This window comes from Paenibacillus sp. P36, from assembly GCF_045866505.1.
GTDB lineage: Bacteria > Bacillota > Bacilli > Paenibacillales > NBRC-103111 > Paenibacillus_E > Paenibacillus_E chondroitinus.
Map to the genome: position 1 here is coordinate 5,376,454 of NZ_AP038372.1, position 21,054 is coordinate 5,397,507.

24 protein-coding genes and 1 pseudogene are annotated in these 21,054 nt (G+C 46.3%); all 25 read right to left on the reverse strand.

What is annotated here, in order from left to right; all coding sequences use genetic code 11:
- Positions 1-87: 87 nt before the first annotated feature.
- Positions 88-1,197 (reverse strand): Nif3-like dinuclear metal center hexameric protein, encoded by a 1,110-nt coding sequence (locus ACKTT9_RS24310; protein WP_407867928.1) that lies wholly within the window; start codon positions 1,195-1,197, stop codon positions 88-90.
- Entirely contained in the window at positions 1,173-1,937 is a 765-nt protein-coding gene (locus ACKTT9_RS24315) for a tRNA (adenine(22)-N(1))-methyltransferase (RefSeq protein ID WP_407867929.1), read from the reverse strand. The genes ACKTT9_RS24310 and ACKTT9_RS24315 overlap by 25 nt, the downstream gene beginning before the upstream one ends.
- 3 nt (positions 1,938-1,940) lie before the next feature.
- Positions 1,941-2,771 carry a hypothetical protein gene (locus tag ACKTT9_RS24320; RefSeq protein ID WP_127451883.1) on the reverse strand — a complete coding sequence of 277 codons (831 nt, stop codon included), beginning with the start codon at positions 2,769-2,771 and terminating at the stop codon, positions 1,941-1,943.
- A gap of 112 nt (positions 2,772-2,883) precedes the next feature.
- Entirely contained in the window at positions 2,884-3,999 is a 1,116-nt protein-coding gene (rpoD, locus tag ACKTT9_RS24325) for an RNA polymerase sigma factor RpoD (RefSeq protein ID WP_127451881.1), read from the reverse strand.
- Positions 4,000-4,036: 37 nt separating this feature from the next.
- On the reverse strand, positions 4,037-5,884 hold the full coding sequence (dnaG, locus tag ACKTT9_RS24330) for a DNA primase (RefSeq protein ID WP_407867930.1): 1,848 nt from the start codon (positions 5,882-5,884) through the stop codon (positions 4,037-4,039).
- 49 nt (positions 5,885-5,933) lie between these two features.
- Positions 5,934-6,398: a YaiI/YqxD family protein gene (locus ACKTT9_RS24335; protein WP_127451877.1), complete on the reverse strand. Its 465-nt coding sequence runs from the start codon at positions 6,396-6,398 to the stop codon at positions 5,934-5,936.
- A 93-nt stretch (positions 6,399-6,491) separates the two neighbouring features.
- Positions 6,492-7,307, reverse strand: a complete 816-nt coding sequence (locus tag ACKTT9_RS24340) for a pyruvate, water dikinase regulatory protein (RefSeq protein ID WP_127451875.1) — start codon at positions 7,305-7,307, stop codon at positions 6,492-6,494.
- Between the two features lie 183 nt (positions 7,308-7,490).
- Complete coding sequence (gene recO / locus ACKTT9_RS24345) at positions 7,491-8,240, reverse strand: DNA repair protein RecO (protein WP_407867931.1); 750 nt, start codon at positions 8,238-8,240, stop codon at positions 7,491-7,493.
- A gap of 45 nt (positions 8,241-8,285) precedes the next feature.
- Positions 8,286-8,438, reverse strand: coding sequence for a YqzL family protein (locus ACKTT9_RS24350; RefSeq protein ID WP_127451872.1), 153 nt, complete (start codon positions 8,436-8,438; stop codon positions 8,286-8,288).
- Between the two features lie 96 nt (positions 8,439-8,534).
- A complete protein-coding gene (gene era / locus ACKTT9_RS24355; RefSeq protein WP_315951450.1) occupies positions 8,535-9,434 on the reverse strand; it encodes a GTPase Era in 900 nt (299 codons plus the stop codon).
- A 6-nt stretch (positions 9,435-9,440) separates the two neighbouring features.
- Positions 9,441-9,869: pseudogene (locus ACKTT9_RS24360) on the reverse strand (cytidine deaminase); the annotation flags it as partial.
- Positions 9,870-9,885: 16 nt separating this feature from the next.
- Positions 9,886-10,590: a diacylglycerol kinase family protein gene (locus tag ACKTT9_RS24365; protein ID WP_407867932.1), complete on the reverse strand. Its 705-nt coding sequence runs from the start codon at positions 10,588-10,590 to the stop codon at positions 9,886-9,888.
- Entirely contained in the window at positions 10,590-11,117 is a 528-nt protein-coding gene (gene ybeY / locus ACKTT9_RS24370) for an rRNA maturation RNase YbeY (RefSeq protein WP_127452390.1), read from the reverse strand. Before ybeY ends, ACKTT9_RS24365 begins: the two co-directional genes overlap by 1 nt.
- A 33-nt stretch (positions 11,118-11,150) precedes the next feature.
- Positions 11,151-13,379 carry an HD family phosphohydrolase gene (locus tag ACKTT9_RS24375; protein WP_407873105.1) on the reverse strand — a complete coding sequence of 743 codons (2,229 nt, stop codon included), beginning with the start codon at positions 13,377-13,379 and terminating at the stop codon, positions 11,151-11,153.
- A gap of 40 nt (positions 13,380-13,419) precedes the next feature.
- Positions 13,420-14,385 (reverse strand): PhoH family protein, encoded by a 966-nt coding sequence (locus tag ACKTT9_RS24380; RefSeq protein ID WP_407867933.1) that lies wholly within the window; start codon positions 14,383-14,385, stop codon positions 13,420-13,422.
- Between the two features lie 6 nt (positions 14,386-14,391).
- Entirely contained in the window at positions 14,392-15,585 is a 1,194-nt protein-coding gene (yqfD, locus tag ACKTT9_RS24385) for a sporulation protein YqfD (protein ID WP_407867934.1), read from the reverse strand.
- 28 nt (positions 15,586-15,613) lie between these two features.
- Positions 15,614-15,892: a sporulation protein YqfC gene (gene yqfC, locus ACKTT9_RS24390; protein ID WP_145656990.1), complete on the reverse strand. Its 279-nt coding sequence runs from the start codon at positions 15,890-15,892 to the stop codon at positions 15,614-15,616.
- A 159-nt stretch (positions 15,893-16,051) separates the two neighbouring features.
- Positions 16,052-16,510, reverse strand: coding sequence for a hypothetical protein (locus tag ACKTT9_RS24395; protein WP_407867935.1), 459 nt, complete (start codon positions 16,508-16,510; stop codon positions 16,052-16,054).
- Between the two features lie 15 nt (positions 16,511-16,525).
- Positions 16,526-17,518 carry a flotillin-like protein FloA gene (gene floA, locus ACKTT9_RS24400; RefSeq protein WP_407867936.1) on the reverse strand — a complete coding sequence of 331 codons (993 nt, stop codon included), beginning with the start codon at positions 17,516-17,518 and terminating at the stop codon, positions 16,526-16,528.
- Positions 17,519-17,530: 12 nt separating this feature from the next.
- Complete coding sequence (locus ACKTT9_RS24405; protein WP_407867937.1) at positions 17,531-18,205, reverse strand: NfeD family protein; 675 nt, start codon at positions 18,203-18,205, stop codon at positions 17,531-17,533.
- A gap of 137 nt (positions 18,206-18,342) precedes the next feature.
- Positions 18,343-18,786 (reverse strand): GatB/YqeY domain-containing protein, encoded by a 444-nt coding sequence (locus ACKTT9_RS24410; RefSeq protein ID WP_127451853.1) that lies wholly within the window; start codon positions 18,784-18,786, stop codon positions 18,343-18,345.
- 8 nt (positions 18,787-18,794) lie between these two features.
- On the reverse strand, positions 18,795-18,968 hold the full coding sequence (gene rpsU / locus ACKTT9_RS24415; protein ID WP_029195880.1) for a 30S ribosomal protein S21: 174 nt from the start codon (positions 18,966-18,968) through the stop codon (positions 18,795-18,797).
- A gap of 114 nt (positions 18,969-19,082) precedes the next feature.
- A complete protein-coding gene (locus ACKTT9_RS24420; protein WP_127451851.1) occupies positions 19,083-19,433 on the reverse strand; it encodes a histidine triad nucleotide-binding protein in 351 nt (116 codons plus the stop codon).
- A gap of 162 nt (positions 19,434-19,595) precedes the next feature.
- Positions 19,596-19,907 carry a hypothetical protein gene (locus tag ACKTT9_RS24425; protein ID WP_407867938.1) on the reverse strand — a complete coding sequence of 104 codons (312 nt, stop codon included), beginning with the start codon at positions 19,905-19,907 and terminating at the stop codon, positions 19,596-19,598.
- Positions 19,908-19,989: 82 nt separating this feature from the next.
- Positions 19,990-21,051, reverse strand: a complete 1,062-nt coding sequence (gene rsgA, locus ACKTT9_RS24430) for a ribosome small subunit-dependent GTPase A (RefSeq protein ID WP_407867939.1) — start codon at positions 21,049-21,051, stop codon at positions 19,990-19,992.
- Positions 21,052-21,054: the final 3 nt, after the last annotated feature.

A 21,054-nucleotide genomic window follows, 5' to 3' on the forward strand; every position in this document is an offset into this window, starting at 1 on the left:
GACGCATTTGCTAGTATACTAGGAATGTCTCCGAAATACAACTATTGTTCGTTTCCTCGGCTGCCATCGACATCCTTCAGGAGTATCCTACAGGAACTGGAAAGGTTCCGTGTTCACCTCGGAGGCCAGCACTTGCGTATCCGTTTTGGTTAATTGCGCGGCGAGATAGTCCGCTACGCCGCGTTTCATGATCTTCTCGACGTTATGCCCCACGTCGATCAAAGTCAGCCCTGCCGCGAGCGCATCGTGCGCGGTATGGTAGTCAATGTCGCCGGTGACCAGCACATCGGCGCCGGCAAACATGGCGTGCCGCATATAGCGGCCGCCGGAACCACCCAGCACGGCCACCTTGCGGATGGGCCGTGATAGATCGCCTACGACGCGCACCATCGGCACGTCGAACGCCGTTTTCGCGAGCTCCGTCAGCTCGCGAAGCGTCATCGGCGCGGGCAGCTTGCCCACGCGCCCGAGACCGAACACTCTACCCTTGAGGTCCATCGGGTAGAGGTCATAGGCCACCTCCTCATAGGGGTGGGCCTTCAACATCGCCTGTACAGCCTTGCGCTGGACGCTGGCGGTTACGATCGTCTCAACGCGTACTTCCTGTACGCGTTCAAGCTTTCCTGCTTCCCCGATATACGGGTGAGTCCCTTCCTGTGGAAGGAACGTCCCCGTTCCGGGGATGTTGAAGCTGCAGTGGCTGTACTGCCCGATCCACCCCGCTCCCGCGGTGAAGAGGGCATCCAGCACAGCCTGGTGGTGCGTCTCCGGCACGAAGACGACCAGCTTTTGCAGCTTCTCTGTATGCACATCCTCCAGATGCGTGAGCTCTTTGAGGCCGAGTTTATCCGCCATCATGTCATTGACGCCGCCTTCGGCTACATCCAAATTCGTATGTGCGATATAGACGGCGATGTCGTTTTTGATTAATTTTTCATAGAGTCTGCCTGCCGGCGTATCCGTTTGAAGATGGGCAAGCGGCCTGAAAATAATCGCATGATGAGCAATAATAAGATTAGCGCCTAGTCGAATCGCTTCGTCCACCACTTCATCATTGACATCCAGAGCAACTAGCACCTTGTGAATCTCCTTCTGCAAAGAGCCCAGCTGCAAGCCAATTTTATCATCAGGCATCGCATAATGCTTAGGCGCCAGCTGTTCAAACAGCTGAATTACGGTTTGACCTTTTGCAAACAAGCGAGTACCTCCTTTATTTCCTTGATCTCTTGCGCGATTTGCTCTGCTTTCACGGCTGATGCTTCCGCAGTTGAAAGTTTCAACTGGCCTTCAATCATCGCCAATTTCTTCAATTCGCTATCCCACTTGATGAACCATACCTCAGGAGCTTCTTCTAATAAGTAAGGTCCCATTTGGAGCAGCCGCTCCTTGCTCACAACGATTCCGCCAGACAATGTACGTTCGGCATAAAGAGCTTCCTGCGAGTTCTTGTCCTGAGCACTTCCTGCTGTTGCCGTCAAAATCTCATAGATCTTCCCGTCTTCTTCAAGGATCGCTTCCGCGTCCAGGTTCCACCCCTCTGCAAGCAGCCACTTGCGGACCTGATCTTCGCCGACATTCGGCTGTAAAATCAGATGCGTAACACCTTCGAGCTTTTGCTTGCCTGCTTCTAAAATACTCGCCATTAAACTGCCGCCCATACCGGCAATCGTGATGACATTCACTTCACCTGGTTCAATGACCGCCAGACCGTCACCGGATCTAACGCTTATTTTTTTAGACAAACCGCTCTCAAGCACTTGACGTGTTGCCGCCTCGAAAGGACCAGGATTCACCTCACCTGCAACGGCAAACACAATCACGCCTTGTTGCGCTAAATAGGTCGGCAGCAAAGCATGGTCGGAACCAATGTCCGCCACTTTAGAACCTGCTGGTACACGATCTGCGATCATTTGCAATCTCTTCGATAATTTTACCATCTCTTAAACGACCCACTCTACCCATTTTTTACGCAGCAAGAAAAACGCCGCGCCCGCCGAAACCAACTTCCCTGTAAACGATAATTGAATGACGCGGGAACTCATATCAACATCTGTAAGAAATGTCATCGCTTCAGGGATAAACCAAACCAACACGCCGATAACTAAAAGCACACTCGCTGCTTGCTTATTGGTATGATGCGCAAGCCAAGCAATCCATATAAGTACAATACTAACCGGAATCCAACTAATTTCAAGAGAGAACCAACCTGGATTGCTCAGCTTTTGCAAAAGCAACCAGCCATAAGTTCCAACCAACCCTAACCAACCGCAAAATTGGAAAATCCCCATTTTTCCTATTACGCCGTTGATTAACCACACTACACTGCAAAACGCTAAATAACCAATATACGTATAAGGAGAATTCACTTGATACATATCCATTAAATATAGCCCCAGCAACAGCAAAGCTATTGAAGAAACACCGCAAAGCAGATAAGAAATCACGGGGGATTTAGGAAATTGACGATACGCAAACGCATAGCAAACGATGACAAAAAGTGCGGAAATTCCAATTTGCATTGGCATTCCAAAAGAGTTAAAATTAAGAGCAGATAAGGCCAGAGCGGCTATGACCGCCATTATGCCTAACCATATTTTCCAAGAACTGTTTGCAATTGAAGATGCTGAAACCCCCATGATGGATGCAGGTTTCGGAGTTGTTTCATCCATGTACAAATTCAACAGAAAATCACAATAGTGTTCAGGAAGCAGTTTGCTTCTCCGCCAGTGATCGATTTCTTTAACTATTACTTTTCTTTTCTCTGTATCCATATCATCGCTCACCTTCCTACTACTTTATCGGTGATTTCATGCTTAGGTTTTAGTAGTACTTTTGTAATAAAAAAAGACCCCGCCGAAACTGGCAGGGCCCTCTCACAGCGATTTATTCCAAGAAATCCTTCAAGCGTTTGCTACGGCTAGGATGTCTCAATTTACGCAAAGCTTTTGCTTCAATTTGACGAATCCGTTCACGTGTAACACCGAATACTTTACCTACTTCTTCTAATGTGCGTGTACGACCATCATCCAGACCGAAACGTAAGCGAAGCACATTCTCTTCTCTCTCAGTCAACGTATCCAATACGTCCTCTAGTTGTTCTTTCAGAAGTTCATAAGCAGCAGCATCTGCCGGCGCCAGCGCTTCTTGGTCTTCAATGAAATCTCCCAAATGCGAGTCATCTTCTTCACCAATTGGTGTTTCCAATGATACAGGCTCTTGAGCAATTTTCATGATTTCACGTACTTTATCCGTACTTAGGTCCATCTCTTTTGCAATTTCTTCAGGAGTAGGTTCGCGCCCCAGCTCTTGCAGCAATTGACGGGAAACACGAATTAATTTGTTGATGGTTTCGACCATATGTACAGGAATACGAATCGTTCTCGCTTGGTCTGCAATTGCGCGGGTGATGGCTTGACGAATCCACCAAGTTGCATACGTAGAGAACTTGTAACCTTTCGTGTGGTCAAACTTTTCAACCGCTTTAATAAGCCCCATATTCCCTTCTTGGATCAAGTCCAAGAACAACATGCCGCGGCCTACATATCTTTTGGCGATACTTACAACGAGTCTTAGGTTCGCTTCTGCCAGGCGTCGCTTCGCCTCTTCGTCCCCGTTCTCAATCCGTTTGGCTAAACCCACTTCATCTTCCGCAGAAAGAAGCGGTACACGACCAATTTCTTTCAAATACATCCGAACTGGATCATTAATCTTAATCCCTGGCGGCAAAGCCAGATCATCATCGAAGTTAAATTCATCGCGATCGTTTTCTTCAGGATTCATGGAATCGTCATCCGATTCATTCCCAACATCGATACCTTGCTCCGATAGCTGCTCAAAAAACTCATCGATTTGCTCAGGATCCTGATCGAAGGGAGCTAATTTTTCCATAATATCCTTGTAAGTTAGTGAGGACCGCTTTTTCCCTTGCTCGATAAGCTGGTCTTTCACCTGGTCCAAGGTCAACTCTGTCTCTAGTTCTGTACGCTGATCATTCGCCATAGTACGGACTCCCTCCTCCCTAGTCAATACAGTAGTTCTACGTTGACTTCAATCGTTTTTCTAGGGCGATAATTTCAATTGCAATTTGTGCTGCTCGAAGATGGTCGCCCTCGCGCTCAGCGCGAACACGTTCTTCTTTCTTACGTTCAATTTCTTCTTGCATTGGAACTTTACGAATTTGGCGAATATAGTCGTCAATCACTTGTTCGTTCATTCCATGACCCGCTCCCATCATAACGATGGAACTGGCCAAGCTCTCCAGCTGTTCGTCTTGCAGCATGGCAATGTATCGGCTTGCATCCGGCTCAGCATTCTGAGCGTAGTAAGCATATAAATAAGCAGCTAAGACTGCGTGAGCTTCAACGTTGAATTGATCTCCCAACTGTTCTTCCACATGCGCGCAAACATCACGATCATGCATCATAACAGCCAAAATCAATCGTTCAGCATTGTGATAAGCTGGCAAAAGCGAAGGCGTTTTCTTGCGTGTTCGTTCCGCTGTTCTCCCATTATTCATAACATTATTCCACAGAATTGGTTTATTATCCCCATCCGGTCGGTTTTTTTCCGATTGCAGCAAGATTTCGTGAAGGTCTAACTTCATCGCCTCATACGAAGAATCCGGGAACTCAGAAGCCAACTGCTTTAGATAATGTTCTCTTTCCATCGGAGAATGTAGTTCACTAATTAACTTCACAGCGGATTGCAGATAACGAAGTCGGTCACCGTCCTCATGCAACTTAAAATTTTTGCGGATGTACAAAAGCTTATATTTCATCGACGGTACGGCAGGTTCAATAATCTCCCGTACGAATCGGTCAAAACCATATTGTTTTACATAATCATCGGGGTCCTTGCCATCTGGCAGCATCGCTACGGTAACTCGGCTTCCCGTCTCTTCCAGGAGCGGAATGCTTTTGAAAGCAGCTGATTGTCCTGCGTTATCCCCGTCGTAACATACGACGATTTGATCGGCGTTACGGTTCAGCAGCGCCGCGTGTTCTTTCGTCAGTGCAGTTCCCATCGTGGCGACACCGTTGCTAATACCTGCTTCCCAAGCTTTAATAACATCTACATAGCCTTCAAAAAGGACCGCTTGTTGCAGTTTTCGCATATTGGGTCTAGCCAAATGAAGATTATACATGGTCCTGCTTTTATTAAAAAGAGCAGACTCAGGACTATTTAGATACTTGGGCTGAGCATCGCCCATTGACCTTCCGCCAAATGCAATGACCTTACCGGCAGCATCGCAAATGGGGAACATAATGCGCTCCCTGAATTTATCCACGTAGCCGGTTCCTTCGTGTTTGGCCGAAATTAATCCGCCCTTCTCCATTAGGGAGAGATCAAATTCACGCTTCACTAGTTGCTGGACTAACGTATCCCACATTGCAGGGGCATAACCGATTTGAAACGTATCGATCAGCTTATCCGAAATACCCCTTGAAGCCAAGTACCCTTTTGCCACTTTGCCTTGCTCTGTGTTGCCTAAAATATAATGATAAAGTTTAGCAGCAAAGTCACAGGCTTTCAGCAAAATTGCTTTCTCTTGCTGCTGCTCGGTCTGCTCCTCGGACGCTTCCTCCCACGTAATTGGGATATCCGCTTCTTCCGCCAGCTTCGTAACGGCTTCTGAGAAACTAAGGCCTTCTATTTCCATAACGAAACGAATTAAATTCCCACCAACATTGCACCCGAAACAACGATAAATTTGTTTTTCCGGCGTGACCGTGAAGGAAGGGCTCTTTTCTGAATGGAAAGGACATAGCCCTTTCATATAATGCCCTTGTTTGCTCAAATGTACGTGCCTGCCAATCACATCAACGATGTCATGGCGCTTCAGTACAGCCTCAATGACCTCTTCAGGTATGCGTCCGTACCTCATGTTATTTCCACCCACAATTCAGGTCGCTTTTCCGACTAAGTACTATTCGCTACTCTTTTTCGATTTCCTGCAATTTTTTTAAAAGTTTTGTCAAACCATGTAGAAAATATTTACGATCCTCATCCGTAAAGGGTTTTGGCCCCTTTGAATGCTTGCCCGCTCTTCGCATTTTTGCTGAAGTATGACGGCGATCCAATAAGAAATCAATCGAGCTGTCCGTATATTCCTGACCCCGATTCGTCAAACAATACGAGCCTTTCGCTAAACCAAGCGCTGCGAGACCGAAATCCTGCGTAACCAAAATATCACCAGACTTTATTTGATTGGCGATGTACAAATCAACGGATTGATCGGAGCGATCCACTTGTACGACCCTAACACCAGGGTTCGTCTTCATCCGATGATCAAACGAAGCAACTAGAACAACTTGTACACCGAACTGCCTGCCTGCTTCTTCTATTTCGGACTTCACGGGACAAGCATCGGCATCAACGATTATACTTCTCGCACCCATACGGTTCAGCCCACGCCCTTTTTTGACGAAATCTCACCGTACTATTATATACGATGAACTTCTAAAAAATCCTGCAAGTAGAAACATAAAACCTTACTGGACATGTTCAATATGATCCATAACCAGACTTGCCGTTTCTTCTACGGCGCGATTCGAGACATCGAAAATGACACAACCGATTTTGCTCATAATTTTGTCAGCAAAAGCCAGTTCTATTTTAATACGTTCTACATTCGCGTAGGTTGCATTTTCTGCAAGTCCAAGTGTGCGAAGCCGCTCTTGGCGAATAACATTCAGCTTATCCGGATCAATCCGAAGGCCGATAATTTTATCCTTTGAAACCGTATAGATAGCAGCAGGAGGCTGCATTTCAGGCACTAAGGGTACGTTAGCCACTTTAAATCTCTTGTGTGCTAAATACATGGATAAAGGCGTTTTGGACGTGCGGGACACGCCGAGAAGGATGATATCTGCTTTTTGAATACCGCTAAAATCTCGCCCATCATCATATTTAACCGCAAACTCAACCGCTTCAACCTTTTTAAAATAATCTTCATCGAGCGGGTGAATCATACCTGGCTGTCTACGCGGCTCTTGGCGCAGGGCCTGCCCCAAGGTGTTCACCACGGGCCCAAGAAGATCGATATGCGGGATGCCGTGCTCTTTGGCTTTGGCAATCAGATCGTCACGAAGTTCCGGTATGACCAAGGTAAAAACAACGATACCGCCATGAATGCGAATCGCATTAATGACTTTATCGATGCCTTCGATATCATGAATAAACGGCGCCCTAACAATCTCCACAGGAACGGGATGAAATTGCATGGCAGCTGCGCGTACAACAGACTCCCCTGTTTCCCCGACAGAGTCAGAAACGACATAAACTCGAGTAGGTAATGGATGATCCATTTTCCTATAGCCCCTTTCAACCTTATCAGCAGGGACCAGGCCCTACATTAGCATTTGTATGTGAAGTAGATTCGAACAGAACATAAGCATAAAAAAACTCACCGATATGCGGACAGCACAAAGGCGAGGTGTTTTCCACCACATCATATCAAAGCGATCAACACATGTCAAATAAGACCAAGTTTATATATTGTATTTTTCCATTTGTTCGATAAAGTCTCTTGATTTCCATTTCACACCGATATGTATATCCATATAAGTCCTCATGCATGTCTTGAGCTGTGCCTTCGTTTCTTCCTTGACCTGAACGGCGCCAAGTCTGCGCATATCCATGCGCGGGAATAATTTAAGCAGCTTGAGCGCGCCTTCTCCAACACGAATTGCAACCGTATCTTTATAACGACATCTACTGCATAGTGTGCCGCCCATGGAAGGGCTGAAGTGCGTGATGTCTGAGGTTTCACCGCAAGAAACACAAGCGTCAGTGACAGGCAAATAACCGGCCAACTCAAACATTTTCATTTCATAGAGGTGGACAACGATTTGCATATCCTTGCCCTCTTCGATCGCCATTAAACCCGCTTTCAGCTGCTCAAACAGATACGTGCTGCCTTCTTCATCGCCAAGCATGCGATCCGTCATTTCAGCCAAATATGAGGCATGTGCAGACATGTGCAAATCCTCTCTCAAAGCGTGATGCGCTTCAATGATTTCCGCAGAATTCAAAGATCCCATTTGGCCGCGCGTTTTAAAAAAAACAAAATCGCCGTACGTAAAAAGCTGCGTAACGGCGGCATGTCTACTTTTCACTTTCTTCGCACCCCGAGCCATGACTCCAACCTTACCCAGCTCGGGGGTGAACAGACTAATGATCTTGTTCCCCTCTCCATAGTCCATACTACGGAGTACGATCCCCTGTACACTACGCAGCAAATGATTTCCCCCATGTGTGCCGCTCTGGGTTTACGAATCGTTCACCTACAAATTCAGACCTTCAAGCGGCTCTTCATTACTTTGATCCTCTTCCTGTACATCCGTGTCCATGCCGGGTTGCCCGGTAACTTGTTTGTACAAAAGATAGGCATCTACATCACCGGTCTTTGAAAAATACGTCCACGAAAAATCTTTCATGTTCAGCATCCTCCCCATCGAACGTGATGTTCATAGGATGTGCAGAGAAAGCTTCTCTATGCGGACAATGTACTGGAACACTTAGGTAATTGCAAATTAATCGTGGCGGAAACCGAGATCCTTCAGTACTCTGTCTTGGTTTCTCCAGTCTTTTTTGACTTTTACCCAAAGCTCTAAAAAGGTTTTGGAGCCAAGCAGCGTTTCGATATCTCTACGCGCCTGCCGGCCGATTTCTTTGAGCAAGCTGCCTTGTTTCCCGATAACGATGCCTTTTTGAGAATCGCGTTCCACAAAGATAACCGCGGAAATATGCACGACACCGTTGGATTCAACACGCATGTCCTCGATTTGGACAGCAATGGAATGCGGGATTTCTTCGCGGGTCAAATGCAATATTTTCTCGCGAACAAGCTCTGCGCACACGAACTGCTCCGGATGGTCAGTGATCTGATCAGCTGGGTAGTATTGTGGTCCTTCCGGTAAATACTTAATAATTTGCTCTAAAAGGGTCGTTACATTATTGCCTTTGAGTGCCGAAACCGGCACAATTTCTGCAAAGTTATATAGATCTTTGTACTGTGTGATGATGGCAAGCAATGCTTCCGGTTGCACAAGATCAATTTTGTTTAAGACCAAAATAACCGGCGTTTCAACATGCTTTAACTGTTCAATAATATATCTGTCTCCGCCGCCAATTCCGTCAACTACATCAACAAGGAAAAGAACAGCATCTACCTCTCCAAGGGTGCCATGAGCCACTTTACTCATATAATCACCTAATTTGGAAGTCGGCTTATGAATACCCGGAGTATCCAAGAAGACAATCTGTCCATTGGCTGATGTATATACACCATGAATCTTGTTTCTTGTCGTTTGAGGCTTGTCTGACATGATGGCGATTTTTTGTCCGATGATTTGATTCATCAACGTTGATTTCCCAACGTTCGGACGTCCGATGATTGCGACAAAGCCTGATTTAAATTCTTTTTTAGCCACTTCTAATTATCCTCCATTTGAATGCAAATCTTTCGTTGTAAAAGCGCCCGGCAATAAAGCGGAAACGGTTGTTTCAGCAAAGTCGCCTTTGAGATTACCTAGATAAACGGGCATATCCGGCCCGCATAACTCAACTAGTACCTGTCGGCATACGCCACAAGGCGAAATCGGATCTTCGGTGTCGCCCATGACAGCAATGGCCCGAAAGGAGCCTGCTTTGTGCCCGTCTGCAATTGCGCGGAAAAGCGCAGTCCGCTCAGCGCAGTTCGTAGGCCCGTATGCGGCATTCTCTACATTACAGCCGTAATGAACATGGCCATCCGCATCCAGAAGAGCCGCGCCTACATTAAAATGAGAATATGGCGTATAAGCTCTCTTCATCGCTTCTTTCGCGTGTTGAATGAGTTCTTGGTGATTCATGGCCATCATCCTTCTTTCTGTATTAGTAACGTTATAACATGTTTAGACAAGATAAAGCTAGGATCGTGACAACTGTACCAATAAGCGCACCAAGAAAAAGCGCAGGAAATGGACGTGTCTTTTTGTCGTATAGCATAATAAATATAAGTGCAGCAAGCGTATACGCAAGCAACGCAACAATCGTCTGTGAGACGAATATGACAATAACCGTGGAGATCGAGAAAGCAATTGCCGTCAATAAACTTGGACGGACTAATTTCCCTTTGTCCGAGAAACGCGTTTCGATGACTATGACGGTCAGAATGACCAAGGCGATGAGTACCCAAATTGTCCCTGCGGATATCTGCGTATCTTGCGTCCTGGATGCACGCAATAGCTGATCAATCGGTTCATAGAACACAATCATCCCAACGATGACTGCAAAACCAGCAGACACCAAGACGGACGCCGCGGCGACGTCCTTTGCGATCTTGGCTAACGGATGGCGATCCGGCATCGCCAGATCCACCGTCTTTTCCACAGCCGTATTAATCAATTCTGTTACTATCATTAAGGTTACGGCCAGTAAGATAAACAGAATATCCGTTTTGGGCAATCGTGCAAACAAAGCAGCCAACAAAACAAGAAAAGCAACGCAAAAATGGAACTTCATATTGCGCTGCGTATCTAAGGCATATTTGATTCCTTCATAGGCATATCGGAAGCTTCTGCGCCATTTACGGAAGCCGTCGGACATTAGCGGGTTAAACCTGCTTTCTGCAAAATGTCCTCCTGCTTGCCAAACATAATCTTTTCTTCCTCTTCACTTTGGTGATCATAGCCGATCAAATGCAAGAAACCATGTACGAACAAGAAGCCGAGTTCGCGTTCTACGGAATGTCCATAGTCTTCTGCTTGAGCAATTGCACGCGGAACCGAAATAATAATATCCCCCAGCGGTTCAATGAATGCTTCGGACACCGTCTCATCATCTTCGGATCCTTCTCCGCTATCCTGCTCATTATCTTCATAGTTAATTTGAATCTCATCTTCACCAAACTCGCTCATGGCAAAAGACAGCACATCGGTAGGCTTATCCAGATCGCGATACTGTTTATTTAGCTCTTGGATCGCTTCATCATCTACGAATGTAAGGGCAACTTCACCGGCTGTAACGCCTTCAAGCTCACCAGCTAAACGCAGCAGTTCCTCAATTTTCTCTATAAAAGCCGGTGTGATCTCTTTCACTTCCTGCTCGCTGCTCCATTCAAGCGTTAAATCCATACTTGCCATATGCGGCACCCTCCTGTCAATTCATTATGTCCCTGTTTTCTTAGGCGACAGTTCGTTTGGATACTCGATCCTCGCATGGAAAATACCCAGCAAGGTCTCGTTCAACGTTTTGGCGATTTTATCCAGTTCCTTGAGCGTGATGTCACATTCATTGAATTGGCCATCATCCAATCTGGATTTGATGATTTTGTGCACCATGGAATCGATTTGCTCCAATGTTGGATTGCGCAATGAACGAACGGCTGCCTCAACACTGTCAGCAATTCCCACAATCGCGGCTTCCTTGGACTGTGCTTTCGGCCCCGTATAACGGAAATCCTCTTCGCGGATCTCCTTCTCGCTGCCTTCTTCTTCGGCTTGTTTTACTGCTTTGTGATAGAAAAAATGCAGCAGCGTTGTGCCGTGATGCTGTTCCGCAATATCTCTGATCGCTTTGGGCATTTTGTAATCCTTCAGCATCTCAACGCCATCACGAGGATGGGCGATAATGATGGATTTGCTTAAATTCGGATCAATGCGGTCATGCGGGTTCTCAATATTGGTCTGATTTTCGATAAAATAACTTGGTCTCTTCGTCTTGCCGATATCGTGATAATAAGAGCCGACTCTGCAGAGAAGTCCGTCTGCACCGATGGATTCAGCAGCCGCCTCAGATAAATTGCCGACCATGACACTGTGATGGTACGTTCCAGGTGTCTCCGTAAGCAGCTTCCGCAGCAAGGGATGATTCGGGTTCGAAAGCTCCACCAGTTTAAGCGGTGAAAGAATGCCGAAGGCAACCTCGAAAAACGGCAGCAAGCCAATAACGAAAACAACCGTTAATAATCCGCCTGCAGCGGCAAAAGAAAGCGAAAAGATCGCTTCGCGCTGCTGGAAATGATCTTCCAGAAGCAGCATGGAAGTGATTGTAAGCATTGCGAAAAAGGCAATCATCAGGCCTGCTTTCAAGATTGTAGCGCGCTGACTGGCTCGTTGAATCGTAAATACCGCACTGAAACAAATAACCAAGGACACTAATCCGTACCGGAAGTCAAAAAGAAGCGTATGCTCCGCATTAAAAATAATACTTGCCATTAGAGAGAATAAGACCGATGAAATAAAAGCCAACGGAGAATCCAATAAAATGGCAATCAGAATACTTCCTAATGCAGTCGGTGCCAGGTAACCGATAAACGGATAGTCCAAGTTTTGGACAAGTGAGATGATTTTCATACACGTGATATTGATTAAAAAAATCAAAATCAGCATCAGAAGCTGAGAGTTATTGTATTTAATAGCTAGCTGGCTCTGCCGAACGAACATAGAAACAACAAAAGACAATAAAGCGGAGAGAATCGCTAAACCAATTTGGGGCAAGTGATTCGCTTTACTTTTGAGCAATTCCAGTTTGTCCAGTCTTGCATAAATCTCTTCGGTGATGACATCTCCGACCTTCACGAGCACATCATTTTTGTTGATGTACACCGGCTTAACATTCTCCCTAGCTTGTCCTTTGGCATCATCGGTACCCTTCTGATCAAAGAACTTATTCGGCGTAATAACGGCCCGGGCAATCTCTGTAACCATTTCGCGCATCGTATTTTTCGCCAGGTTCGACGTATTCACCATCTCGGCAACTTTGGCCCTTGCCGTCTGAGCGTCAAGAATTTGATCGTTCATCAATTTCGCAACGATATCCTTGGTTACAGGGAGCATCGCCGTCAAGTCATCCTTCGTTAATCGGGGAAGCTTGAAGTAAGACTCCTCAGGCAGCGGATACTGCTGCTCAGCTAAGCTCTGTTGAATCTGCTCAATCAGCGTTTCATTGTACTGAGCGCTTGTGCTGAGCGATTTGATCGACTGATTCTCCAAATCACTGATCAACTGCGGAATGACACGACGGAAAATGCTTACTTTGTCATCGAACTTTACTTCATCATCGGCATTAATTTGTAATAATTTATCATAAATGGCGTCAATCATCGCATCATTCTTGAGATTTACGATGCGATAAACAGGCTGAACCCGCTTAGCCGCATCTTCTTTCGCTTGTTCCGTTGCAATCGCGTTCTCAATTTGCCTTGGCGCATAAATCGTGGTTTCACTGGTAGTTCCCAGCTCAATGTCATAGACCTGAGGAACAAGCTTTGCATAAAGAGATATATAGAAAACTAAAGCCAGCAAGAGAAACAACAGTATCCGAATGCCCGTACTGTATTTCCATCCGTTCAGCTGGTAATGAAATTTACCTTTCATTTGCACTTCATTTTTCATCACGGAAGGTCATTCCTCTCTACCTGACAAACCAGCACAGTTACTTTTCCTTCTCAGCATTGTAGGCCACAATGATCTTCTGAACGAGTGAATGTCTCACAACGTCCTGCTCATCAAAGTAAATAAAGCCAAGCTCCTCAATCCCATCAAGAATTCGAGCAACTTCTACAAGTCCTGATGACTTGCCGCGGGGCAAATCGATTTGCGTTACGTCACCGGTAATGACCATTTTGGATCCGAAACCGAGCCGTGTCAGAAACATTTTCATTTGTTCAGGTGTCGTATTTTGGGCTTCATCTAGGATAATAAATGAATCGTCCAGAGTTCTCCCGCGCATATACGCCAGAGGAGCAATCTCGATCAGACCGCGCTCTAAAGATTTCGCTACCTGATCAGGTCCCAAGACATCATTAAGAGCATCATACAATGGGCGCAAATAGGGGTCAACTTTTTCCTGTAGATCGCCGGGCAAAAAGCCCAGACTTTCTCCTGCTTCAACCGCCGGCCGTGTTAAAATGATTCTTTTGACAGCGCCTTCTTTCAGACGCGTAACGGCGAGTACGACAGCCAAATAGGTTTTGCCTGTACCGGCAGGTCCAATCCCAAATACGATATCCTTCTTCTTGATCGTCTCTACGTATTTCCGCTGTCCAATCGTTTTGACGCGAATCGGTTTACCGCGGTGCGTAGTCGTAATCTCACCTTTGAACAAATCCAGCAATTGATCCGCTTTCATCTGCTTGGCGAGCTCAACGGCATACAGCACATCCCGCTCTGTCAACGTGTAGTTATTGCGGATAAGCTGCAGAAGAACCTCAAAAAGCTGCTGAAGCGAATTCACTTCCGCAGCCGGACCTTGAATCGTTATTTCGGCTTCACGCGTAAAAATTTGCGCGTTAATCTCTCTCTCAATCACATGCAGAAACTTGTCCTGGGGACCAAACAATGCCAGCCCTTCGTTCGGGTTTTTCAATGTTAGTTTTACGGATTGTGCGTTTTCTACCAACAGGTCTCATTCTCCTCGTATGACAATTGGTTGCTCTTCGGCGATATTTTCTTCGACTTCAAAATGCACGTCTATATAAATTTTACCATTCTCTGATTTTTCATGCAAAATTTTTTCACCTACGAGTCTAGCATCTGGCCCAGTAGCGCCGAGTAACTTCGCTCTAGCCTGCTCCAGGCCTGTCTTTTTCGCGATCGCGGGATCAATGGGCTCTTCTACGATTTCAACCTCCATGACCTTTTCATGCAGCCAACCGATAGGCAATGTAAAAGAGCGCCAGGCCAAAGTTTTACGTTCCGGAATCGTTTCAAAATGCTCATATCCCAGTTTTCCATAACCGCTAACTTGTAAAGCTCTCGTACCGAAAACAAGATAATTGCGATTAGTCGCTTCTCCCGTATATGCTTTATAGGTTTTCGTAAGCGGCGATTCGATTCGGGAGGTATACCAAACGACGCCTCTTACCTTCCCGCTAGCAACGACCACTTGGCTATTCTGCTCATCTCCGATCGTGCCCGAAATAAGCACGTCCCCTTTTTTCACATACGTATTGGGCTTGACCATCGGTTTGCCTTTCTCAGATAAAATCTCTGTCACAAGCGCGTTTTTAGTGGCAACGAGATTTCGCGGATTCTTAAGACCCGGTTTATCCGGTATCGTCGCTTCGACGACTTTAATGGTGATATGAGTACCGCGTATTTCGACGCCAACCCATGCTGTTCCAGGCAGCATCCCTTGTATCTCTCGCGACAAATCCTCCGCCTTTTTCAGCCGGAATTTCCACTGATACATATGAATGCCTTGTTTGGAGGCCGCTTGCAAAATTTCCGCTTCCGAGATCCGGTCATTGCCCTCCACGGTAATTTGCCAGACGAGGGAGGTCAATACGTATAGCCCGATAATAAATGCGGCTATCCCGCCAAGAAAGACCTTCCTGCGTCCCAATCTCTCCATGAAAAAAGGAAGCCCGTACCGCTCTAGGACATGCACCCGGCAGCCTGTCCGTTTGAGCAGCGGCTTAAGCTTGAAGAAATCTTTAATCAGAATATTAAGTTCGAGCTTGCCGTCCTCGGCAGCTTGAATATCCCAAATGGAGAACGCCTTCTCCATCATGGGATTAATCAACTTTTCACATCCAGTTCCCCGAATTTGAATGCGCACATACCCGCGCAAACGGGCAATGAACATCGATTGTTTCATAACCCAGCTCCCCTTCCTGGTCTTTCATCTATGGTATATATCTGACATCATCGATCAAGCCTTCAATAAAAACTTCCTCCGAGAGAATCGCTCGAATGACCAAGTTTTTACCGAACACTTCTAGCGTCCCTTTCGTTAATTCAAGCTTTAAGTTTTCACTGGAAAAATGGAGTACGCCCCGGTGATTCTCCACATAAAGCTGCACGTTGCCGATCATCGTGATTCGCGGCAAGTCCTGCACCACATCCTGGGGAAGATCCAGAATTTTGGCCGTGAACTGGTTCCATTTGCGGCTCAAGCGACGCATAGCTGGGCACTACCCCCTCTGACTGGATGATCATAACGACAGAAAAGTCGCATAGCTTTCTACCAAATTATGCGGTTTGCCCGGGATTTATGTGAAAAAACTGGAAAACAAAAAGCACCTTTCCCGAATGCTCGAGAGAGGTGCCTGCTGCTTTGGCTGCTATCTGCGATAAGGCTTTTTTGACCGTGGAGGGCCCAGAATTTCGGCCCACACTACACCTTGCAGAAGCTGATCTTGGTTAGGTGACTCTGGAAATGGAGCTGGTGCTGTAAGATCACCAGCATATACGGACGAGCCGCCTATTTCCGCCTGCTTGGGAGAACTGAAAGGAGAACCTTTCGTCTTCGGATTAGACGATGGATTTTGAGACGCGCTAGGACGACGGAGTTCGTCTCGTAAGCCTCCAGAAGGCTGGGATGGAGCATTGACCTTCCGCTCCAGCTCCCTGGCCTCAGGACGCCTCTGAGCTTGGCCAGGGGACTCCCCAAATGTCGGCATGCCCATTCGCTGCCCTTTTTGACTCGCTCGGCGCCCTTTGTTCTGAAGTTGATACAAAAAAGTAATCGCAATAATAACCAAATACCAATGTTTAAATAAAAATACAATGAGCTGTTCCACGCAATCACCTCATGCCTAGGAGTCTTTCTCGCTCTTCCCGTCGTTAATTTTACCGAGCGTTGCGCGCATTTGGGTGTCTGCATCAATATTTTTGAGATTCATATAGTCCATGACCCCGAGTTTGCCGCTACGCAGTGCTTCTGACATCGCAAGAGGCACCTGCGATTCCGATTCAACTACTTTCGCACGCATCTCTACGACCTTAGCTTTCATCTCCTGTTCAGCCGCAACCGCCATGGCCCGTCTTTCCTCGGCTTTCGCTTGGGCGATACGCTTGTCAGCTTCCGCTTGTTCCGTTTGCAGATGTGCACCGATGTTTTTCCCAACATCAACGTCTGCAATATCGATAGACAGAATTTCAAAAGCCGTACCGGCATCCAATCCTTTGCCAAGAACCGTGCGGGAAATCAGATCCGGATTCTCAAGAACATCTTTATGTGAATCGCTGGAACCAACCGTGGTAACAATCCCCTCGCCGACACGGGCAATGATGGTTTCTTCCCCGGCGCCGCCGACTAAACGTTCGATATTAGCGCGTACCGTTACTCTGGCAATAACCTTGACTTCAATCCCGTTCTTGGCAACTGCTGAAACATTCGGAGTTTCAATGACACGTGGATTGACACTCATCTGTACGGCTTGCAGCACATCACGGCCCGCCAAATCGATTGCTGCCGCACGTTCAAACTCCAAATGGATTTTGGCCCTATGGGCGGCAATCAGAGCGTTCACAACTCTGTCGACATTACCGCCGGCAAGGAAGTGGCTTTCCAACTGATTAATGCTTAAATCAAGACCGGCTTTGGTCGCTTTAATCATCGGGTTCACGATTCTGCTTGGTGTAACACGGCGCAGTCTCATGGCGATTAAAGTAATAATGCTAATCCGCACTCCTGATGCTAGGGCTGAAATCCACAACATAACCGGAACAACACTGAGCAGTATTGAAAGCGCAATAATGATGATAGCTGCAAGCAGTACCAAATATAACCCTGGTTCAATATTCATTCATTTTACCTCCTAAAGATGATTTGCATGATTAGTTTCAATCTCTCGCACAACAACACGGGCTCCTTCAACCTCTACAACGATAATTTCCTTGGCATTCGAAATAAAGCTCCCGTCCGTCACGACATCTACGCGTTCTCCATGAATGATCGCTGTGCCAGCCGGCCGCAATGGCGTTACCGCTTGCCCGGTAAGCCCTATTAAATGCGTTCTGTCCGGGCTGGACGTAAAGCCCTTGTCCGTTGTCAGCTGCTCCTTCAAAATAAAACGATTCCACACCCCGCGGTGTTTAAAAGTTTTAATGGCAAAGGCAATGACAACGATGGCAACCAATAACGCGATTCCCAGCATGACCGCGGCATCCATAGGGTTCGAAGAAGCGAGCAGCACCCCGCCAAAAAGGCATATGGCACCCAGCACACTCAGAATCCCGAAACTGGGAACGACCAGTTCCAAGATAAGAAGCACTAAGCCAATCCCAAACACGGCCAAGTCGCCGAACCCGGCAAACCCCGCCAAGTAAAACCCGAGAAAATAAAGTGCAAAACCAGCTACCCCTGCTAACGCAAGTAAACCGCTGCTGAAAAAAAGAAGCTCTAAAGCAATTCCAATAATACCGACCATCAATAACACGGTCGCAGTAACGGGATGGGTCAGAAAGGCCGATAAGTTTTCTGCAAACATCATCTTCCACTCCTTTCCTGATTGTTCCTTATCATTAATATGTACGTCTTACCCAATAAACTGTTTCGTTTTGCCGGAAAATAAAAAGACCGAGAGGATATTGTATCCGCTCGGTCTTGTCATTCAAACATAATTAAGTATTATCCCAATAATTGTTGGACCAACTGATTTATAAGCTTACCATCAGCGCGTCCTTTAACCTGTGGCATCAATGCCGTCATCACTTTGCCCATATCCGCTTTGGAAGAAGCACCAATTTGCTGGATGGTCTGCTGTACAATGGCTTTCACTTCTTCCTCAGAAAGCTGTTGCGGCATGTACTCAGCTAGAATGACAAGTTCTGCCTGCAGGTTCTCGGCCAAATCATCTCTGCCGGCCTTCGTAAATTCTTGGAGGGAATCCTTACGCTGCTTGATTTCACGAGTTAGTACGTCAAGCACTTCATTGTCATCTAAGGATCTTTTCAGATCAATCTCAGAATTCTTAATTGTTGATCTAACCATTCGAATTACAGAGAGTTTGAACTTGTCCTGACTCTTCATCGCTTGCTTCATATCTTCGTTCAATCGATCGCTTAAGCTCATATTGCCTCCTAGAACTTTCTCTTGCGAGCAGCCTCAGATTTAAGCTTACGCTTAACGCTAGGCTTGTCATAATGTTTACGTTTCTTAACTTCTGCTAGAATGCCATCCTTAGCGATGGAACGCTTAAAGCGACGAAGTGCAGCATCTATAGTTTCGTTCTTACGAACTCGAGTTTCTGACAACAGATTTCCCTCCCTCCGAACAGACCATCTAGGATCAAACGGTTCATCAAATCTCATTATAGGTGATAGTAATTAGGGTGTCAATCGAATAGTTAGGTTTCCCTAAAGTTAACCCTAATTATGTACGCCTAAAGGAGCTAAACGCGCCCCGCCCATCAAGTGATAATGGATATGGTGAACAATCTGTCCCGCATTTGCACCCACATTTGTGATGACACGATAACCTGACTCTTCAACGTCTAGTTCTCTAGCAACTTGCGCCGCAGCCGCTTGCATTTGCCCAATAGTAGACCAATCTTCCGCTTGAGCATCTGCTAGTGAGGCGATGTGTTTCTTAGGAATAATAAGCACATGGATCGGGGCGGCTGGTTGAATGTCATGAAATGCTAGAATTTCCTCATTCTCAAACACCTTTTTCGAGGGCAATTCCCCCGCAACAATTTTGCAAAAAATACAATCACTCATAAATGGGCTAGTCCCTCCAATTTCTTAAACATCTATACGTTTAATTTTATCGGAAATACGTGAAAAAATCCAACCCATTCCGTCCTATTACAAGGAACAATAGCAAAAAAAAGAAACCCCGCAGCTGCAAGGCGAGATTTCTCAATAAAAATTGGATTTCTATTAATAATAAGGAAGTAATGATAAAGCTAGTAAACCGGCTAATGGCAGTACTTGCCTTGCAAATCTCCGGCGTCCAAATCCATATCCGTAACCAGGGTACGGGTAGCCATAAAAGGGAAACGGATAACCGCCGTAGGGCAGGAATGCTCTCATTTGTTCATGATCCATACCGCCGATTGGCACAGCTAAGTATAAATTGTCGTCATCCACATTCTCGACAATGCCATCATAAACGGCACCGTTCGTCATCGTTACACTGACATAACGGTACATATGTTTTTTGCAAATCTCATGAATTTCAGGATGTTTCATGGGCTCATGCCTCCTTTTTTCTACAGCATATTCAGCTATAGGCAAAAGGCTACTTTGCACACATGAATGATTTGCAAACAGCTTAACGATTGATTTGGCTTTTCAAAGACTGATGGATCTTCTTCCATTTCGCTTTCTCGGCAGCTTGAAGCCCTTTATCCTCTTTGCGCGCCAAATAAGCGAGCTCCTTCTGCAATTTTATATAGTTGGAAAACCGTTCTTGCGGAAGTGTGCCATCCTCCAATGCGCCTTTTACAGCACATTTGGGTTCATTCTCATGTCTGCAATCCTGGAAATAACACTGCTCTGCCAGCTCTTCAATGTCTTGGAAGGAAGTGCTCAAACCCTCTGAGGCATCCCATAGCTGCAGTTCGCGCATGCCGGGCGTGTCGATGAGGATACCTCCTCCAGGCAGCGTAATCAATTCGCGGTGAGTCGTCGTATGCTTCCCTTTGTCATCGCCTTCACGGATATCTCCCGTTTCTAAAATTTCTTTGCCATAAATGCGATTCACTAAGGTAGATTTGCCCACACCTGAAGATCCGAGCAGCGCAACTGTTTGACCAGGTGTTACATAAGCAGCCAATTCTTCAAGTCCTCTGTTTTCGGCAGAGCTGATGATATGAATAGGTACACCTACCGCAACTGCCGCTACCTCCGCCGCAAGTGCTTCCGGATCTTCGCATAAGTCCGCTTTGCTAAGGACAACTACGGGATTAGCCCCGCTTTCCCAAGCGAGCACCAAATACCGTTCTATACGCCGAACATTAAAATCCAGATTTAACGCAGTTACCAGAAATACAGTATCTACGTTAGTAGCGACAATTTGCTCTTCCGTGACTTGACCGGCAACTTTCCGGGAAAACTTACTCTTGCGCGGCAGAACAGCATGGATGGTTGCCCGTTGTTCCTCTTCACGCACAGAGACAACAACCCAATCACCTACAGCGGGGTAGTCTTCGCGACGCACGGCAAGATGCCGCATCTTCCCTGAAACCTCTGCGAGTGCTTCACCGGATTCTGTTTGAACGCGGTACATATGTTTATGTTCCAAGGATACACGTCCAGCTTGGTATCCTTCTTCCTGGTAAGGTTCAAATGCTTTTTCAAAAAATAAATTCCAGCCTAATTCTTCTTTGGTCAAGTG

What these genes read in the sequence shown, in the direction of transcription:
- ACKTT9_RS24315 (WP_407867929.1), bottom strand. Translation starts at nt 1,937, where the DNA reads ATGGTAAAATTATCGAAGAGATTGCAAATGATCGCAGATCGTGTACCA.
- ACKTT9_RS24320 (WP_127451883.1), bottom strand. Translation starts at nt 2,771, where the DNA reads ATGGATACAGAGAAAAGAAAAGTAATAGTTAAAGAAATCGATCACTGG.
- rpoD (WP_127451881.1), bottom strand. Translation starts at nt 3,999, where the DNA reads ATGGCGAATGATCAGCGTACAGAACTAGAGACAGAGTTGACCTTGGAC.
- dnaG (WP_407867930.1), bottom strand. Translation starts at nt 5,884, where the DNA reads ATGAGGTACGGACGCATACCTGAAGAGGTCATTGAGGCTGTACTGAAG.
- ACKTT9_RS24335 (WP_127451877.1), bottom strand. Translation starts at nt 6,398, where the DNA reads ATGGGTGCGAGAAGTATAATCGTTGATGCCGATGCTTGTCCCGTGAAG.
- ACKTT9_RS24340 (WP_127451875.1), bottom strand. Translation starts at nt 7,307, where the DNA reads ATGGATCATCCATTACCTACTCGAGTTTATGTCGTTTCTGACTCTGTC.
- ACKTT9_RS24350 (WP_127451872.1), bottom strand. Translation starts at nt 8,438, where the DNA reads ATGAAAGATTTTTCGTGGACGTATTTTTCAAAGACCGGTGATGTAGAT.
- ACKTT9_RS24365 (WP_407867932.1), bottom strand. Translation starts at nt 10,590, where the DNA reads ATGTCCGACGGCTTCCGTAAATGGCGCAGAAGCTTCCGATATGCCTAT.
- ybeY (WP_127452390.1), bottom strand. Translation starts at nt 11,117, where the DNA reads ATGGATTTAACGCTTGAATGGAGCAGCGAGCAGGAAGTGAAAGAGATC.
- ACKTT9_RS24375 (WP_407873105.1), bottom strand. Translation starts at nt 13,379, where the DNA reads ATGAAAAATGAAGTGCAAATGAAAGGTAAATTTCATTACCAGCTGAAC.
- yqfD (WP_407867934.1), bottom strand. Translation starts at nt 15,585, where the DNA reads ATGAAACAATCGATGTTCATTGCCCGTTTGCGCGGGTATGTGCGCATT.
- yqfC (WP_145656990.1), bottom strand. Translation starts at nt 15,892, where the DNA reads ATGCGTCGCTTGAGCCGCAAATGGAACCAGTTCACGGCCAAAATTCTG.
- floA (WP_407867936.1), bottom strand. Translation starts at nt 17,518, where the DNA reads ATGAATATTGAACCAGGGTTATATTTGGTACTGCTTGCAGCTATCATC.
- ACKTT9_RS24405 (WP_407867937.1), bottom strand. Translation starts at nt 18,205, where the DNA reads ATGATGTTTGCAGAAAACTTATCGGCCTTTCTGACCCATCCCGTTACT.
- ACKTT9_RS24410 (WP_127451853.1), bottom strand. Translation starts at nt 18,786, where the DNA reads ATGAGCTTAAGCGATCGATTGAACGAAGATATGAAGCAAGCGATGAAG.
- ACKTT9_RS24420 (WP_127451851.1), bottom strand. Translation starts at nt 19,433, where the DNA reads ATGAGTGATTGTATTTTTTGCAAAATTGTTGCGGGGGAATTGCCCTCG.
- ACKTT9_RS24425 (WP_407867938.1), bottom strand. Translation starts at nt 19,907, where the DNA reads ATGAAACATCCTGAAATTCATGAGATTTGCAAAAAACATATGTACCGT.